Raw genomic sequence first — 14,379 nt, forward strand, 5'->3', positions numbered from 1 at the left:
TTTAGTTAATGACTGACTGGTTAGTAATGTAGCAAGGGTGTGTGCTGGCGTCAATTCGTTGGTGCCCGGCAGACCGCAAAACCGGCACGCAGGCGACACCCGCGGGTAAACCCCGAGCGTGCGGATTTTGGGCCGCGAAGGCACCCTGGCAGGGGCGTTCATCGACGCCCCGTGGTGGTGCGCCGTGCTGCTGCAGGCCCCGTCTTTGTGCAAAAGCGTGCTCCAAAAAAGGGAGCGCCTTGCGGGCTTTGGCTCTCTGGCGCAAATGTCCTTAAAACAGGACCAAACGACCCTAAATGTCTTATTGACAGGACATTACCGATGCTTGACGATGAACCCCATGTCGCCCAAGCTGCCACTGCCCAAGTACCACCAGATCTACCTGGTGCTGCGCGAGCAATTGCAGGAAGGCCACTTCGCCGCGGGCCTGCCGGGCGAGCTGGCGCTGATGGAGCAGTTCTCCGTGGCCCGCGTCACCGTGCGCCGCGCGCTGGAGCTGCTGCAGGGCGAAGGCCTGATCTCGCGCCAACCCGGCCGCGGCACCCGGCCCGTGCTGCAGCCCGACGCAGGGCAGGGCAGTGCGGATGGCTCCCCCCACAGCAACCGCGCGCAACTGACGGGCCTGCTCGAAAATCTGGTCAGCATGGGTCTGCGCACCTCGGTCAAGGTGCTCGATGTGGAGACGGTGACGGCCTCTCGCGCCGTGGCCGGTGCGCTGCAGATCGCCGTGGGCGACTCGGTGCAGAAGGCAGTGCGGGTGCGCAGCACGCGTGAAGGCCCTCTGTCGCACATCACCACCTACGTGCCCGCCGACATCGCCCGCCAGTTCGGCCGGCGCGAGCTGGCCCGCAAGCCCATCCTGGTGTTGCTGGAGGAATCCGGCGTGAAGGTGGGCCGCGCCCACCAGACGATTTCCGCCAAGCTGGCCGATGCCGTCGTCGCCCGCCACCTGGATGTGGCCGTGGGCTCGGCCCTGCTGGCGGTGCGCCGCCTGATCCTGGACGACCAGGAGCGGCCGGTGCAATGGCTGCATGGCCTGTACCGGCCGGACCGCTACGAATACGAGATGCAGCTGTCGCGCGTCGGCAGCATCGACGCCAAGGTCTGGGTCAGCAAAGAGCTGTCCGCCCAGTTCCACTGATCACAACGACCGCCCCCCGACCCCCCCCCAAGGAGAACGCCCATGAGTAACCGCCGCCATTTCCTATCCCAGTCGGCTGCCGCCGCATCGGCCCTGGCCTTCCCCCTGGTGGGCGGGGCCCAGGCCAAGGCCATCAAGGTGGGTGTGCTGCACCCGGTGACGGGCGCGCTGGCGTACTCGGGCCAGCAGTGCCGCGAGGGCGCGATGATGGCCATCGAGGACATCAACAAGGCCGGCGGCATCAAGTCCCTGGGCGGCGCCAAGCTCGAGGCCTTGCTGGGCGACGCGCAGTCGCAGCCCCAGGCCGGCGCGGCCGAGGTCGAGAAGATGAACGAGGCGGGCGTGTCCGCCGTGGTCGGCGCCTTCGCGTCGGCCATCTGCCTGGCCACCACACAGGCCGCCGCCAAGTACAACCTGCCGCACATCGTGGACGTGGGCGTGGCCGACCAGATCGTGGAGCGGGGCCTCAAGAACACCTTCCGCTTCGGCCCCGGCTACAAGAAGTGCACCGAGACGGCCATGGCCAACCTGCACGTGCTCAACACCGCCGCCGGCAAGCCAGCCAAGACGGTGATGATCATCCACGAGGAATCGCTGTTCGGCTCCGGTACGGCCCAATTGCTGTCGCGCGAGCTGCCGGGCTACGGCTACGAGGTCAAGGAAGTCGTCAAGCACGCCAACCCCACGCGCGACTTCAACAATATCGTGCTGCGCATGAAGGCGGTCAACCCCGACATCGTGATCCCCGCCAACTACTACAACGAGTACGCGCTGCTGGTGCGCACCATGCAGCAGCAAAAGGTCACGCCCAAGGCCATCTACTCGGTGCTGGGCGGCGCCGCATCGAGCTACAAGTTCGTCAAGGAGTTTCCGGACGCAGCCAACGGCATCATCGACTGCAACCACTGGTTCAACCCCAAGGACAAGCGCGCGCAGGACCTCAAGAAGCGGGTGGAGGCCAAGGGCCTGTTCTTCAGCTACGAACTGTTCATGACCTACACGTCCATGTGGCTGCTGGCCGACGCGCTGGAGCGCGCCAAATCGATGGACCGCGCCGCCCTGATCGACGCGCTGGAAAAGAGCACGTTTGCCGACCACATCATGCCGTACGGCCCCACCAAGTTCGTCGCCGGACAGAACCAGGGAGCCCAGCCACTCATGACCCAGGTGCTGAACAAGGACATCAAGGTCATCATCCCGCGCGACTACCGCGAAGCAGACCCGCTCTTCCCCTTGAAGGCCTGAGAAACCCACCTCCGGCCATGCCTGCAACCGCCAGCGCGGCGCCAGAGCACCTGGTGCCAGGCCGCGCCTTTGCCTGAACAGCCGGACACACCACACCCATGTTCGATCTCAGCATCCTCTTCCCCTCGGTCCTGAACGGCCTGACGACCGGCGCGGTCTACGCGCTGATCGCCCTGGGCCTGACACTGATCTACGGCGTGCTGCACATCATCAACTTCGCGCACGGCGCGTCGCTGATGTTGGCGCTGTACGCCGTCTACCTGCTCAAGCAGCACTGGGGGATCGACCCCTATCTGGCGCTGCCCATCGTGGTGCCGGGCATGTTCGCCCTGGGCTACGTGCTGCAGCGCGTGGTCATCAACCGCGCCAGCCACGGCAAGGACGAGAACATCCTGCTCGTCACGCTGGGCATCTCCATCGTCATGGAGAACCTGGCGCTGCTGTTCTTCAAGTCGGACACGCGCACCATCGAGACCAGCTACACCCTCACCACCGTGGCCATCGGCCCGGCGATGATCGCGCTGCCCAAGCTCGTGTCCTTTGCTGGCGCGCTGGTCGTATCGGGCCTGCTGCTGTGGATCGTGGGGCGCACCGACCTGGGCCGGGCCATCCGCGCGGTGGCGCGCGAGAAGCACGGCGCCAAGCTCATGGGCATCCATGTGGACCATGTCTACGCCATGAGCTTCGGGATCGGCCTGGCCTGCCTGGGCGCGGCCGCGTGCTTTCTGCTGCCGGCCTACTACGTCAACCCGCAGGTGGGCAGCGGCTTCGTGCTGGTGGCCTTCACCATCGTGGTGCTCGGCGGCATGGGCAGTTTTGCGGGCGCGCTGGTCGGCGGGCTGCTGATCGGCGTGGTGGAGTCGCTGGGCGGCCTGTACCTGGGCGAATCGCTGGGGCAGATCGGCATCTTCGCCATCTTTATCGCCGTGCTGCTGTTTCGCCCGCAGGGCCTGTTTGGAGCCCGTCAATGAAGCAGCTCGCATCCATCGCGCTCTTCGCGCTGGCCGTGTCGGCCATCACCTTCGCGTCCGACTCCGGCGTGCTGCTGAACTTCATCATGATGGCCCTGTATGCCGCCTTGCTGGCGCAGGCCTGGAACATCCTGGGCGGCTTCGGCGGGCAGTTCTCGTTCGGCCATGCGCTGTTCTTCGGCACGGGCGCCTACATCCAGGCCATTGCGCAGATGCAGGGCGGCATCAACGCCTGGGTGGCGCTGCCCATGGCCGTGGGCGGCAGCGCGCTGGTGGGGCTGTTCGTGGGCGGGCTGTCGTTCCGCTACGGGCTCAAGGGATCGTACTTCGCGCTGGTCACCCTGGCTTTTGCCGAGGTGTTTCGCATCCTGGCGCTGTCGGTGCCCTTCACCGGCGCGGGCGTGGGCCTGATGCTGCCGCTCAAGGAATCGGTGGCCAACATGCAGTTCGGCTCGCGCAAAGGCTATGTCTTCCTGATCCTGTCGCTGGTCACGCTGGCGCTGCTGGCCAGCTGGTGGCTCAAGAACTCTCGCTTCGGTGCCTGGCTGCAGGCTGTGCGCGACAACGAAGACGCGGCCCGCGCCATCGGCGTCAATCCGTTCACCGTGAAGATGGGCGCCATCGCGCTGTCGGGCGGCTTCATGGGGGCGGCAGGGGCGTTCTATGTGCAGGTGTTCCAGTACATCGACCCGGGCATCGCCTACGGCTCGGTGACCTCGGTGGAAGCCCTGGTGGCGGCCATCGTGGGCGGCATCGGCACCATCTGGGGGCCAGTGCTGGGCGCCTTGGTGCTGCACGTGCTGGCCGACCTCACGCGCAACCTGTTCGGCCAACTGCCCGGCATCAACATGGTGATCTACGGGGTGGTGCTGGTGGTCATCGTCATGTTCCTGCCGCGCGGCATCGCAGGCCTGGGACAGTCGGTGGTGCATCTGTGGAAACGTTCGGGAGGCCGCCATGGCCAATGACCTGCTGACTCTGACGGGGCTGGGCAAGTCCTTCGGCGGCCTGAAGGCCGTGCAGAACGTGAGCCTCACCGTACCCGAAGGCTCGCTCACCGCGCTGATCGGCCCCAATGGCGCCGGCAAGACCACGTTGTTCGCGCTGATGACCGGCTTCGTGAAGCCTGACGCGGGCACGGTGCAGTTCGCCGGGCGCGACATCACCGGCCAGGCGCCGCACCTCAATGCCCGGCTGGGCATGGCGCGCACCTTCCAGATCGTGCAGCCCTTTGCCGCCCAGACCGTGCGCGAGAACATCGCCGTGGGCGCCCATCTGCACGAGCCGCGCCGCGCGGCGGCGCTGGCGCTGGCCACCGAGGTGGCGGCGCGCGTGGGCTTGACGGCGCAGTTGGACAAACCCGCATCCGACCTGACCGTGGCCGGGCGCAAGCGGTTGGAGCTGGCGCGGGCGCTGGCCACCCGGCCGCGCCTTTTGCTGCTGGACGAAGTGCTGGCCGGCCTCAACCCCCAGGAGATTGCCGAGATGATTCCCGTGGTGCGTGGCATTGCCCAGGGCGGCGTGACGGTGCTGATGATCGAGCACGTGATGCAGGCCGTGATGAACCTGGCCGAGCACGTGTGGGTGCTGGCGCAGGGCCAGTTGATCGCCGAGGGCAGCCCGGGCGTGGTGACGTCCGATGAGCGCGTGATCGAGGCGTATCTCGGCCACGGCGCCGCAGCCCGCCTGCGCGCGGCTGCTGCGAAGGAGGCCGCATGAGCACCGCCGTTTCTTCTTCGCCACCGTCCACTCCATCGCCCACGCCATCCGCAGCCGCACCGTTGCTCGACATTGCCGGCCTGCGCGGCGGTTATGGCCGTGTGGAAGTGCTGCGCGGGGTGGACCTGCAGGTGAACCCGGGAGAAACCGTGGCCTTGCTGGGCAGCAACGGCGCGGGCAAGTCCACGCTCAACAACGTGGTCTGCGGCATCTACCCGGCCTGGGCCGGGCGCGTGGCCTTTGGCGGCGCCGACCTGAGCGGTGCGCACTACACCGAGGTCGTCAAGGCCGGGCTGATCCAGGTGCCCGAGGGGCGCAAGATCTTCCCGAACCTGAGCGTGCTGGAAAACCTGTCGCTCGGCAGCTTCTCGCGCGCCCGGGAGCGCCGCGCCGAGAACATCGACAAGGTGTTCGCCACCTTCCCGCGGCTGAAGGAGCGCACCGCACAGCTGGCCGGCACCATGAGCGGGGGCGAGCAGCAGATGCTGGCCATCGGCCGCGGCCTGATGGCCGAGCCGCGCCTGTTGATCCTGGACGAGCCCTCGCTGGGCCTGTCGCCCCTGCTGGTCGAAGAGATGTTCGGCCTGATCCGCCAGTTGCGCTCCACGGGCCTGGCGGTGCTGCTGGTCGAACAGAACGTGGGCCAGTCGCTGGAGATCGCCGACCGTGCCTACGTGATGGAAAACGGGAGCATCCGCTTTTCCGGCGCGCCCGACGAACTGCTGCGCAGCGACGAACTGCGCCGGGCCTATCTGGGCCTTTGAGAAGGAGACAACCACATGACCATTCCACGCCGAAAACTGCTGCTGGCGTTGCCCGCCGTGCTTCCGCTCGGGCGGGCCCTGGCCCAGGGCAATGCCCCCATCCGCATCCTGGTGGGCGCGCCTGCCGGTGGCTCCACCGACACGCTGGCGCGCAACTTGGCCACCGAGATGGGTCGCCAGCTCGGCCGCACCGTGGTGGTGGAAAACCGCCCGGGCGCGGGCGGCAACATCGCGGCAGACGCGGTGGCCAAGGCCGCGCCGGACGGCAACACGCTGCTGATGAGCTTCACGAGCCACGCGATCAATGCCAGCCTGTACCCGTCGCTGCCGTTCGACCCCATCAAGGACTTCACGCCGCTGACCTGCGTGGCGACCTCGCCGTCCATCCTGGTGGCCAACCCCGCGGTGCCGGCCAAGGATGTGCGCGAGCTGATCGCACTGGCCAAGGCCAGGCCGGGCCAGCTCAACTTCGCCATCGGCGCCGTGGGCTCGTCGCTGCACCTGGCAGGCGACGCTTTCAAGATGCAGTCGGGCGCGTACATCGTCAACATCCCGTACCGCGGCACCGCGCCCGCGCTGCAGGACGTGCTGGCCGGGCAGGTGGAGCTGATGTTCGCCGCCGTGGGCAACGCCCAGGCGCAGATCCGCGCAGGCAAGCTCAAGGCGCTGGGCGTGACCAGCGCCAAGCGGCTGCCGGCCTTTCCGGACGTGCCGGCCATCGCCGAGGTGCTGCCCGGCTACGAGTCGAGCGCCTGGTTCGGCTTGTTCGGCCCCGGCAACATGAACCCAGAGCTCGCCAAGAAGTTGAGCGACGCGGCCCGCCAGGCGATTGCCACGCCCGAGGTCAAAAAACGCCTGGAGACCGAAGGCGCCGTGCCCGTAGGCAACAGCCCTGAGGAATTCGCGCGCTTCGTGCAGGCCGAGATCCCGCGCTGGGCCAAGGTCGTGCGTTTTGCCGGAGCCAAGCCCGAATGACCACCGCCCCCAGTACCCTGGCGCAAAAGCTGGTGGCCCGCGCCAGCGGCCACACCGCCGTCACGCCCGGGGAGATCGTCAACTGCCAGGTCGACCTGGCCATGTTCCACGACTCGTCCGGCCCCCGCCGGCTCAAGCCCATGCTCGACGAGCTGGGCGCGAGCATCTGGGACAAGTCGCGCGTGGTGCTGGTCATGGACCACTACCTGCCCGAGCGCGATGACGAATCGCGCCGCATTGTCCGCATCGCCCGCGAATGGGCCAAGGAGCAGGCGCTGCCCCACGTCTACGACGGCCAGGGCATCTGCCACGTGGTGGTGCCGCAGCACGGCCACATCCGCCCGGGCATGTTCTGCGTGGGGGGCGACTCGCACTCGCCCACGGGCGGGGCGTTCGGTGCCTACATGTTCGGCATCGGCAGCACCGAGATGCTGGGCGTGGTGGTCACCGGCGAGATCTGGCTGCGCGTGCCCCACACCCTGCAGATGCACTGGACCGGGCGGCTGGCCGCTGGCGTCACCGCCAAGGACATGATGCTGCACATGGTCGGGCGCTTCGGCATGAACGGCGGCCAGTACCAGGCTGTGGAGTTTGCCGGGCCTGCAGTACAGGCCCTGTCGATGCAGGAGCGCATGACCCTGTCCAACATGAGCGCCGAGCTGGGCGCGCAGGCCGGCCTGATCGCCCCCGACGCGACCACGCACGACTGGCTGGCCGTCCACGGCGTGCCCGAGGCCGACCTGCAAGGCCTGGACGCCTGGGTGACCGACCCCGGCGCGCCGCTCACCCGCCACGATTTCAATGCCGACACCCTGGCGCCCCAGGTGGCGGCGCCCCACAGCCCGGCCAACACGGCCGCCGTGGACCAGCATGCCGGCACGCGCATCGACGTGGCCTACATCGGCGCGTGTACCGGCGCCAAACTCGACGACCTGCGCGCCGCCGCCAGCGTGCTGCGCGGCCACCGCGTGGCCCGCGGCGTGCGCCTGATGGTGGCCCCGGCCAGCCAGCAGGACCAGGCCGCAGCCCGCGCCGAAGGCGTGCTGCAGGTGCTGGAGGACGCGGGGGCCGAGCTGTTCCCCACCACCTGCGGCGCCTGCGCCGGCTATGGCGATACGGTGGGCGACGGCACCACCGTCATCTCCAGCACGGCGCGCAACTTCAAGGGCCGCATGGGCTCGGCCACGGCGCAGGTGTACCTGGCCTCGCCCTACACCGTGGCCGCTTCGGCCTTGCAGGGGCACATTGCCGACCCGCGCGAGGTGCTGGCATGAGCGCCGCACAACACAGGGTCTGGAAGCTGGGCGCCGACACCGACACGGATGTGCTGGCCCCCGGCCACGCGATGAAGCACGGTATCGACGTGCTGGCCCGCCACTGCCTCGAATCCGTACGCCTGGACTTCGTGGGCGGCGTGCGCCAGGGCGATGTGATCGTGGCCGGCCCCAACTTCGGCATCGGTTCGTCGCGCGAGCAGGCGGCTGCCGTGCTGGTGCGGCTGGGTGTTGTGGCGGTCATTGCACCGTCGTTCAGCGGCCTGTACTTTCGCAACGCCTTCAACCTGGGGTTGCTGCTGCTGACTTGCCCCGAGGCGGACAAGATGGCCGAGGGTGAGCAGGTCGCCCTGGACTGGCAGGCCCCCGCCGTGATCACTGCGGATGGCACGCGCCTGGCGTGCGATCCGATTCCCCCGTTTCTCATGGACATGGTGCGCGCCGGCGGTTTGCTGAACCAGCTGCGCGCCCGATTTGGCAAGGAGGCCGTCAATGGCTGACAACAAGGTAGCGACAGCAACATCATCGATGGACCCGGTCACCCTGGCCGTGCTGCGCGGGCGGCTGGAGCAGGTGGCCGATGAAATGGATGCCACGCTGTACCGCAGCGCATTCAACCCCATCATCGCCGAGGCGCACGACGCCTGCCATGGCCTGTACGACGCGGTCAGCGGCGACACCCTGGTGCAGGGCAAGTCGGGCCTGCCGGTGTTCGTGGGCGCCATGGCCTTTGCGGTGCGCGCGGCCATGCGCATCGCCGCAGAGCGTGGCGGCATGGCGCAGGGCGACACCTGGCTGTTCAACGACCCGTACGAGGGCGGCACGCACGCCAACGACTTCAAGCTGGTGCGGCCGTTCTTTCGCAACGGCCAGCTGTACTGCTTTTTGGCGTCTGCAGCGCACTGGCACGACGTGGGCGGCAATGTGCCCGGCAACTACAACCCCGCCGCCACCGAGTGCTGGCAGGAGGCCGTGCAGATTCCGCCCGTGCGCATCGTGCGCGGCGGTGCGCTGGACGAGGACGTGCTGGCCATCCTGAAAGCCAACACCCGCCTGCCCGACAGCCTGTGGGGCGACCTGAACGGACAGCTCTCCGCGCTGGACCTGGGCGAGCGCCGCCTGAACGACCTGCTGGACCAGTATGGCGATGCCGTGGTGCTGCAGGCCATGGGCGAGCTGCGCACGCGTGCCGTCAAGCTCATGCGCTCGCACATCGCGGCGCTGCCCGATGGGCGCTACAGCTTCAGCGACATGCTGGACAACGACGGCGTGAAGGACGAGGCGCTGACCATCGCCCTGGACATGACGGTGGCAGGCGACCGCCTCACGCTCGATTTTTCGCGCACCTCGCCGCAGTGCGCCGGGCCGGTGAACATCTCGCGGGCCACGGCCATCGCGGCCTGCTACGTGGCCTTGAAGCACCTGTTCCCGGACGTGCCCGCCAATGCCGGCGTGCTGGATGCGGTGGACTTCGTGCTGCCGGACGGCCTGGTGATCAGCGCCGCACGCCCACGCCCGGTGGGTGGCTACACCGAGACCATTTTGCGCATGATCGACGTGATCTTCAGCGCCACGGCCCTGGCCGCGCCCGAGCGCGCCATGGCCCAGGCCTACGGCACCATCAATGCGCTGTCCATCGCCGGACACCGCACGGACCCCGCGCGCAAAGGCCAACGCTGGGTGATGTTCAGCTTCTTCGGCGGCGGCCACGGCGGGCATTCCGATGGCGACGGCATGAGCCACGGCAATGCACCCATCTCCACGGCGACCATCCCGCCGCTCGAAATACTGGAGGCTGCCTACCCCGTGCGCTTCACACAGTGGGCGCTGCGCCCCGGCTCTGGCGGCGACGGCCAGCACCGCGGTGGCCTGGGCGCCATCTACGAGATCGAGCTGCTGGAGCAAGACGCCGAAGTCTTCATCTTCGGCGAGCGCGGCAAGGCCGCACCGCAGGGCATCGCCGGAGGCGAAGAGGCCGCGATGAACGTCTTCAGCTACGAGAACGCGGGCGAGTGGAAGACGCCGACCATGCGCTCCAAGATGATCGGCATCCAGCTGAAAAAAGGCGAGCGTGTGCGGCTGGAAACGCCCGGCGGCGGCGGCTACGGGGCCCCGTCGGCGCGGGCCGCAGCAGCGCGCCAGAGCGACGAGGCGATGGGTTATGTGGTGGCGGACAACAGCGCAGCAGCAATGAAAGGCGCAGCATGAGCGGCAAGGCTTCCTTTGTGGTGGGTGTGGACGTGGGTGGTACGTTCACTGACCTTTTTGTGCTGGACGAGTCCGACGGCAGTGCTCGCATCGTCAAGGTGCCCTCGACCCGGGGGGAAGAAGCACGCGGCTTCATGAACGGCGTGGCGCGGGTGGCGGATTCGGCCTCGGCCATCGCCACCATCGTGCACGGCACCACCGTGGGCACCAATGCGCTGCTGGAGCGCAAGGTGGCTCGCACCGGCATCATCACCACGCGCGGCTTTCGCGATGTGCTGGAGATGCGCCGCCGCGACCGCCCGCAGACCTGGGGCCTGCGCGGCAGCTTCGAGCCCATCGTGCCGCGCGACCTGCGCTTGGAGGTGGACGAGCGCGTGCTGGCCGATGGATCGGTGCACACCCCGGTCGATCTGGACCAGGTGAAAGCCCAGGCCAAGGCCTTGCTGGACGCAGGCTGCGAGGCGGTCTGCGTGTTCTTCATCAACACCTACGCCAACCCGGCCAACGAGCAGGCGGCCGTGGCTGCCGTGCGCAGCCTCTGGCCCAACCCGCACGTGACCGCGGCCAGCGAGGTGCTGCCCGAGATCCGCGAGTTCGAGCGCTGCTCCACCGCCACGCTGAATGCCGCCCTGCAGCCTGTGGTGGGCAGCTACCTGGAGCGGCTGGAGGGCGACCTGCGCACCCAAGGCTTTGGCGGCGAGCTGCTCATCGTGCAGAGCAATGGCGGCGTGATGTCGCGCCAGACGGCGTGCGACGTGCCGGTGCGCACCGCACTGTCGGGCCCGGCGGCGGGCGTGATCGCCTGCGCGGCCATCGCTCGGGCGGCGGGGTTCCCCGATGCGATCACCGGCGACATGGGCGGCACCTCGTTCGACGTGTCGCTGGTGGCGGGTGGCGAGGCGGCCCTGGCCGCTCAGACCGCCATCGAGTTCGGCATGGTCGTGCGCTCGCCCATGATCCAGATCGAGACCATCGGCGCGGGCGGCGGCTCCATTGCGTCGGTGGACGCCAGCGGCATGCTGCAGGTGGGCCCCGAGTCGGCCGGCAGCGTGCCCGGCCCCGCGTGTTACGGGCGCGGCAACACCCGCCCCACGGTGACCGATGCCAACGTGCTGCTGGGCCGCATCGCGGCCGACCGGCCGCTGGGCGGCGGGCTGCTGGCCGCCATGGATGCGGCCAAGTCCCGCGACGCCATCGACACCCACGTGGCCCAGCCCCTGGGCCTGGACGTGATGGCCGCAGCCGAAGCCATCCTGACGGTGGCCAACGCCAAGATGGCCGGCGCCGTGCGGGTGGTCTCCATCGAGCGCGGGCACGACCCGCGCCAGTTCGCCTACATGCCGTTCGGCGGTGGCGGCGCTTTGCACGTGTGCGCCATGATGCGCGAGGTGGGCGTGGGCACCGGCATCGTGCCGCGCTACCCCGGCGTCACCTCGGCCCTGGGCTGCGTGATGGCCGACATGCGCCACGACGCGGTGCAGACCCTGAACAAACCCCTGGCCGAGCTGGACGTGGCCGACCTGCGCGAGCGCGTGCAGGCCCTGTCGGCCGCCTGCCAGCAGCGCCTGGACTCGGCGGGCGTGCAGTTCGTGCAGGTGCAGGAAATCATTGCGCTGGACATGCTCTACGCCGGGCAGACGCACACCGTGCAGGTGCCGCTGGCGGCGCAGGCACTGAGCCGCGAAGGCATCCAGGCCGCTTTCGAGGCCGCCTACCGCGCTGCCTTCGGCCGGGTGCTCGACGGCATTGCCGTGCGGGTGATGAACCTGCGCTACGCCCGCGTGGGCGTGCGGCCCAAGTTCGACCTCACGGTGCTGGCACCGCAGTCGACCACGCTGAACACCTCGCTGGGTGTGCAGCGCGTGTTCCATGCCGGCCAGTGGTGGGACGCGGCGCGCCACGCGCGGCTGGACCTGCCGGTGGGCGCCCGCATCGATGGCCCCGCCATCCTGGAGCAGCCCGACACCACGGTGTGGCTGGAGCCGGGCTTTCATGCCACGGTGGACACGCTGGGCAACCTGCTGGTGCGTGCAGCATGAGCAGCAGCGCCACAACGTTGTCCCCGCTGAACCTGCGCCGCACGGCACTGGTCATCATCGACCTGCAGGACGACTTCCTCGCACCCGAGGGCGCCTATGCCCGGGGCGGTGCGGTGAGCGCTGCCGCCCAGGCCCTGCCGCCGCGCGTGGCCGCCGTAGCCCAGGCGCTGAAGGCCGCGGGCGGCATGGTGGTGGGCAGCCAGTTCACCCTGTGGCCCGATGCGCAGGGCGAACCCATGATCTCGCCCCACCTCAAGACCCTGCGCCCGTTCCTGCGGCGCGGCGACTTCGCGCCGGGCAGCGCGGGCCAGGCCATGGTGTCCGACATTGCGCCCTGGGTCGATGTGGCGGTGTGCAAGGTGGCGTATTCGGCTTTCTTCAACACCCAGCTCGACTGGGTGCTGCGCCGCGCGGGCATCGACACCGTGGCGGTGTGCGGCATCGTCACCAACGGCGGCGTGGCCAGCACGGTGCGCGACGCCCACATGCGCGACTACCGCACCCTGGTGCTGTCCGACGGTTGTGCCGCCTTCCGCCAGGAGGTGCACGACACCGCGCTGGCGGACATGGCTACCGTGGCGCAGGTGCTGACCTGCAACGACTTCACCGCCGCATTGGCTGCAGGCACGCCATGAGCAGCACGCTGCCGACCATCCGCCGCGCCGACAGCATGCCGGCGGCCGCGCGGGACAACCATGTGCCTGTCGCCATCGTGGGCGGTGGCGCCTGCGGCCTGACCGCGGCGCTGATGCTGCACGACCTGGGTGTGGACTGCGCCGTGCTGGAGCGCGACGGCACTCCCACGGGCTCATCAGCGCTGTCCTCAGGCTTCATCCCGGCACCGGGCACGCAAGTGCAAAAGGACCTGAGCATTGCGGACAGCGCCGAACGTTTTGCCGCCGACATCACCGCCAAGGCCAAGGGCAGGGCAGCGCCGCAACTGGTGCAGGCCTACGCCCGCGCCATCGGCCCCGCGCTCGATGCGCTGCAGGACCGCCACGGCCTGGAGTGGCAGGTGCTCGATGGATTCTTGTACCCCGGCCACAGCGTGCGGCGCATGCACGCCGTGCCCGAGAAAACCGGCGTGGGCCTGATGGGCCGGCTGGCCAACGCGGTGGCGGCCGCCGACATTCCCCTGGTCACCGACGCCGCCGTGCGCGAGCTGTGGGCCGACGACACCGGCCTGCTGCTGGGCGTGGGCTACGAGCGGCCGGACGGCACACTGGAGCACCTGTCGTGCGACACCGTCATCCTGGCCTGCAACGGCTTCGGCGGCAACGCCGCCATGGTGCGCGAACTGTTGCCCGAAATGCGCGACGCCCTGTTCGCCGGCCACACCGGCAACGACGGCAGCGCCATCGCCTGGGGCCGCGCACTGGGCGCGTGCCTGGCGGACCTGGGTGGCTACCAGGGCCACGGCTCGTGGGCCATACCGCAGGGCGCGCTGATCTCGTGGGCGCTGATGATGGAAGGCGGCATGCAGGTCAACGCGCAGGGCCGTCGCTTTCATGACGAGACACAGGGCTACTCCGAGGCCTCGGTGCATGTGCTGGCCCAGCCGGGCGGCGTGGCCTGGAACGTGTTCGACGCGCCCATTCTGGCCCTGGCGCGCGGCTTTCCGGACTTCGTCGACGCCGAAGCCGCGGGCGCGGTGAAGCACTGCGACAGCGTGCAGGCGCTGGCGGCGTTGATAGGCTGCGACGACACCGCGCTGGCGGCCACGCTGGCAGGGCAGGGCCCGTACCCCCGCCCGGGCACGCGAGCGCTGCAGGCGCCGTTTTGCGCCGTCAAGGTCACCGGCGCGTTGTTCCATACCCAGGGCGGGCTCGACATCGACGCGCAGTGCCGCGTGCTCGACACCCAGGGCCGCCCGTTTCCCAACCTGCTGGCCGCAGGCGGCGCGGCGCGTGGTGTCTCGGGCGATGCCGTCTGGGGTTACCTCTCGGGCAACGGCCTGCTGAGCGCCGTGGCCGGCGGCTACCTGGCGGCCTACACCGCCGCCCATCTGCTTCGTCCCCCTACGGGTTCCAAACCATGACCGCC

General features: G+C 69.0%; 13 protein-coding genes. All 13 read left to right on the top strand.

Annotated elements, in window-relative coordinates:
- Positions 1–331 precede the first annotated feature (331 nt).
- The 13 genes from ASG27_RS23490 to ASG27_RS23550 all read left to right on the top strand — a co-directional run bounded on the left by ASG27_RS23490 (position 332) and on the right by ASG27_RS23550 (position 14,374).
- Positions 332–1,141 carry a GntR family transcriptional regulator gene (locus ASG27_RS23490; protein WP_235503914.1) on the top strand — a complete coding sequence of 270 codons (810 nt, stop codon included), beginning with the start codon at positions 332–334 and terminating at the stop codon, positions 1,139–1,141.
- 42 nt (positions 1,142–1,183) lie between these two features.
- Positions 1,184–2,386 carry an ABC transporter substrate-binding protein gene (locus tag ASG27_RS23495; protein WP_056166363.1) on the top strand — a complete coding sequence of 401 codons (1,203 nt, stop codon included), beginning with the start codon at positions 1,184–1,186 and terminating at the stop codon, positions 2,384–2,386.
- A 98-nt stretch (positions 2,387–2,484) separates the two neighbouring features.
- Entirely contained in the window at positions 2,485–3,357 is an 873-nt protein-coding gene (locus tag ASG27_RS23500; RefSeq protein ID WP_056412002.1) for a branched-chain amino acid ABC transporter permease, read from the top strand.
- Complete coding sequence (locus tag ASG27_RS23505) at positions 3,354–4,325, top strand: branched-chain amino acid ABC transporter permease (protein ID WP_056412005.1); 972 nt, start codon at positions 3,354–3,356, stop codon at positions 4,323–4,325. The genes ASG27_RS23500 and ASG27_RS23505 overlap by 4 nt, the downstream gene beginning before the upstream one ends.
- Positions 4,315–5,076, top strand: a complete 762-nt coding sequence (locus ASG27_RS23510; RefSeq protein WP_056412006.1) for an ABC transporter ATP-binding protein — start codon at positions 4,315–4,317, stop codon at positions 5,074–5,076. Before ASG27_RS23505 ends, ASG27_RS23510 begins: the two co-directional genes overlap by 11 nt.
- Positions 5,073–5,840 carry an ABC transporter ATP-binding protein gene (locus tag ASG27_RS23515; protein WP_235503905.1) on the top strand — a complete coding sequence of 256 codons (768 nt, stop codon included), beginning with the start codon at positions 5,073–5,075 and terminating at the stop codon, positions 5,838–5,840. The genes ASG27_RS23510 and ASG27_RS23515 overlap by 4 nt, the downstream gene beginning before the upstream one ends.
- Positions 5,841–5,855: 15 nt before the next feature.
- Positions 5,856–6,815, top strand: a complete 960-nt coding sequence (locus ASG27_RS23520; RefSeq protein ID WP_056412012.1) for a tripartite tricarboxylate transporter substrate binding protein — start codon at positions 5,856–5,858, stop codon at positions 6,813–6,815.
- Positions 6,812–8,089 (top strand): 3-isopropylmalate dehydratase large subunit, encoded by a 1,278-nt coding sequence (locus tag ASG27_RS23525; RefSeq protein ID WP_056412014.1) that lies wholly within the window; start codon positions 6,812–6,814, stop codon positions 8,087–8,089. Before ASG27_RS23520 ends, ASG27_RS23525 begins: the two co-directional genes overlap by 4 nt.
- Positions 8,086–8,589, top strand: a complete 504-nt coding sequence (locus tag ASG27_RS23530; protein WP_056412017.1) for a LeuD/DmdB family oxidoreductase small subunit — start codon at positions 8,086–8,088, stop codon at positions 8,587–8,589. The genes ASG27_RS23525 and ASG27_RS23530 overlap by 4 nt, the downstream gene beginning before the upstream one ends.
- Positions 8,582–10,297 (top strand): hydantoinase B/oxoprolinase family protein, encoded by a 1,716-nt coding sequence (locus tag ASG27_RS23535; RefSeq protein ID WP_056412021.1) that lies wholly within the window; start codon positions 8,582–8,584, stop codon positions 10,295–10,297. The genes ASG27_RS23530 and ASG27_RS23535 overlap by 8 nt, the downstream gene beginning before the upstream one ends.
- The gene (locus ASG27_RS23540) at positions 10,294–12,336 is read left to right on the top strand and encodes a hydantoinase/oxoprolinase family protein (RefSeq protein WP_056412024.1); all 2,043 of its coding nucleotides are present in this window, start codon (positions 10,294–10,296) and stop codon (positions 12,334–12,336) included. The genes ASG27_RS23535 and ASG27_RS23540 overlap by 4 nt, the downstream gene beginning before the upstream one ends.
- Positions 12,333–12,971, top strand: a complete 639-nt coding sequence (locus ASG27_RS23545) for a cysteine hydrolase family protein (protein WP_056412027.1) — start codon at positions 12,333–12,335, stop codon at positions 12,969–12,971. Before ASG27_RS23540 ends, ASG27_RS23545 begins: the two co-directional genes overlap by 4 nt.
- Positions 12,968–14,374, top strand: coding sequence for an FAD-dependent oxidoreductase (locus ASG27_RS23550; protein ID WP_056412028.1), 1,407 nt, complete (start codon positions 12,968–12,970; stop codon positions 14,372–14,374). The genes ASG27_RS23545 and ASG27_RS23550 overlap by 4 nt, the downstream gene beginning before the upstream one ends.
- The last annotated feature ends 5 nt before the right edge of the window (positions 14,375–14,379 follow it).

The sequence above is a fragment of the Acidovorax sp. Leaf191 genome (genome assembly GCF_001424425.1).
GTDB lineage: Bacteria > Pseudomonadota > Gammaproteobacteria > Burkholderiales > Burkholderiaceae_C > Acidovorax.

Bases quoted from the DNA above. Each gene is read 5' to 3' on its own strand.
- ASG27_RS23490 (WP_235503914.1), top strand. From the start codon at position 332: ATGAACCCCATGTCGCCCAAGCTGCCACTGCCCAAGTACCACCAGATC.
- ASG27_RS23495 (WP_056166363.1), top strand. From the start codon at position 1,184: ATGAGTAACCGCCGCCATTTCCTATCCCAGTCGGCTGCCGCCGCATCG.
- ASG27_RS23500 (WP_056412002.1), top strand. From the start codon at position 2,485: ATGTTCGATCTCAGCATCCTCTTCCCCTCGGTCCTGAACGGCCTGACG.
- ASG27_RS23505 (WP_056412005.1), top strand. From the start codon at position 3,354: ATGAAGCAGCTCGCATCCATCGCGCTCTTCGCGCTGGCCGTGTCGGCC.
- ASG27_RS23510 (WP_056412006.1), top strand. From the start codon at position 4,315: ATGGCCAATGACCTGCTGACTCTGACGGGGCTGGGCAAGTCCTTCGGC.
- ASG27_RS23515 (WP_235503905.1), top strand. From the start codon at position 5,073: ATGAGCACCGCCGTTTCTTCTTCGCCACCGTCCACTCCATCGCCCACG.
- ASG27_RS23520 (WP_056412012.1), top strand. From the start codon at position 5,856: ATGACCATTCCACGCCGAAAACTGCTGCTGGCGTTGCCCGCCGTGCTT.
- ASG27_RS23525 (WP_056412014.1), top strand. From the start codon at position 6,812: ATGACCACCGCCCCCAGTACCCTGGCGCAAAAGCTGGTGGCCCGCGCC.
- ASG27_RS23530 (WP_056412017.1), top strand. From the start codon at position 8,086: ATGAGCGCCGCACAACACAGGGTCTGGAAGCTGGGCGCCGACACCGAC.
- ASG27_RS23535 (WP_056412021.1), top strand. From the start codon at position 8,582: ATGGCTGACAACAAGGTAGCGACAGCAACATCATCGATGGACCCGGTC.
- ASG27_RS23540 (WP_056412024.1), top strand. From the start codon at position 10,294: ATGAGCGGCAAGGCTTCCTTTGTGGTGGGTGTGGACGTGGGTGGTACG.
- ASG27_RS23545 (WP_056412027.1), top strand. From the start codon at position 12,333: ATGAGCAGCAGCGCCACAACGTTGTCCCCGCTGAACCTGCGCCGCACG.
- ASG27_RS23550 (WP_056412028.1), top strand. From the start codon at position 12,968: ATGAGCAGCACGCTGCCGACCATCCGCCGCGCCGACAGCATGCCGGCG.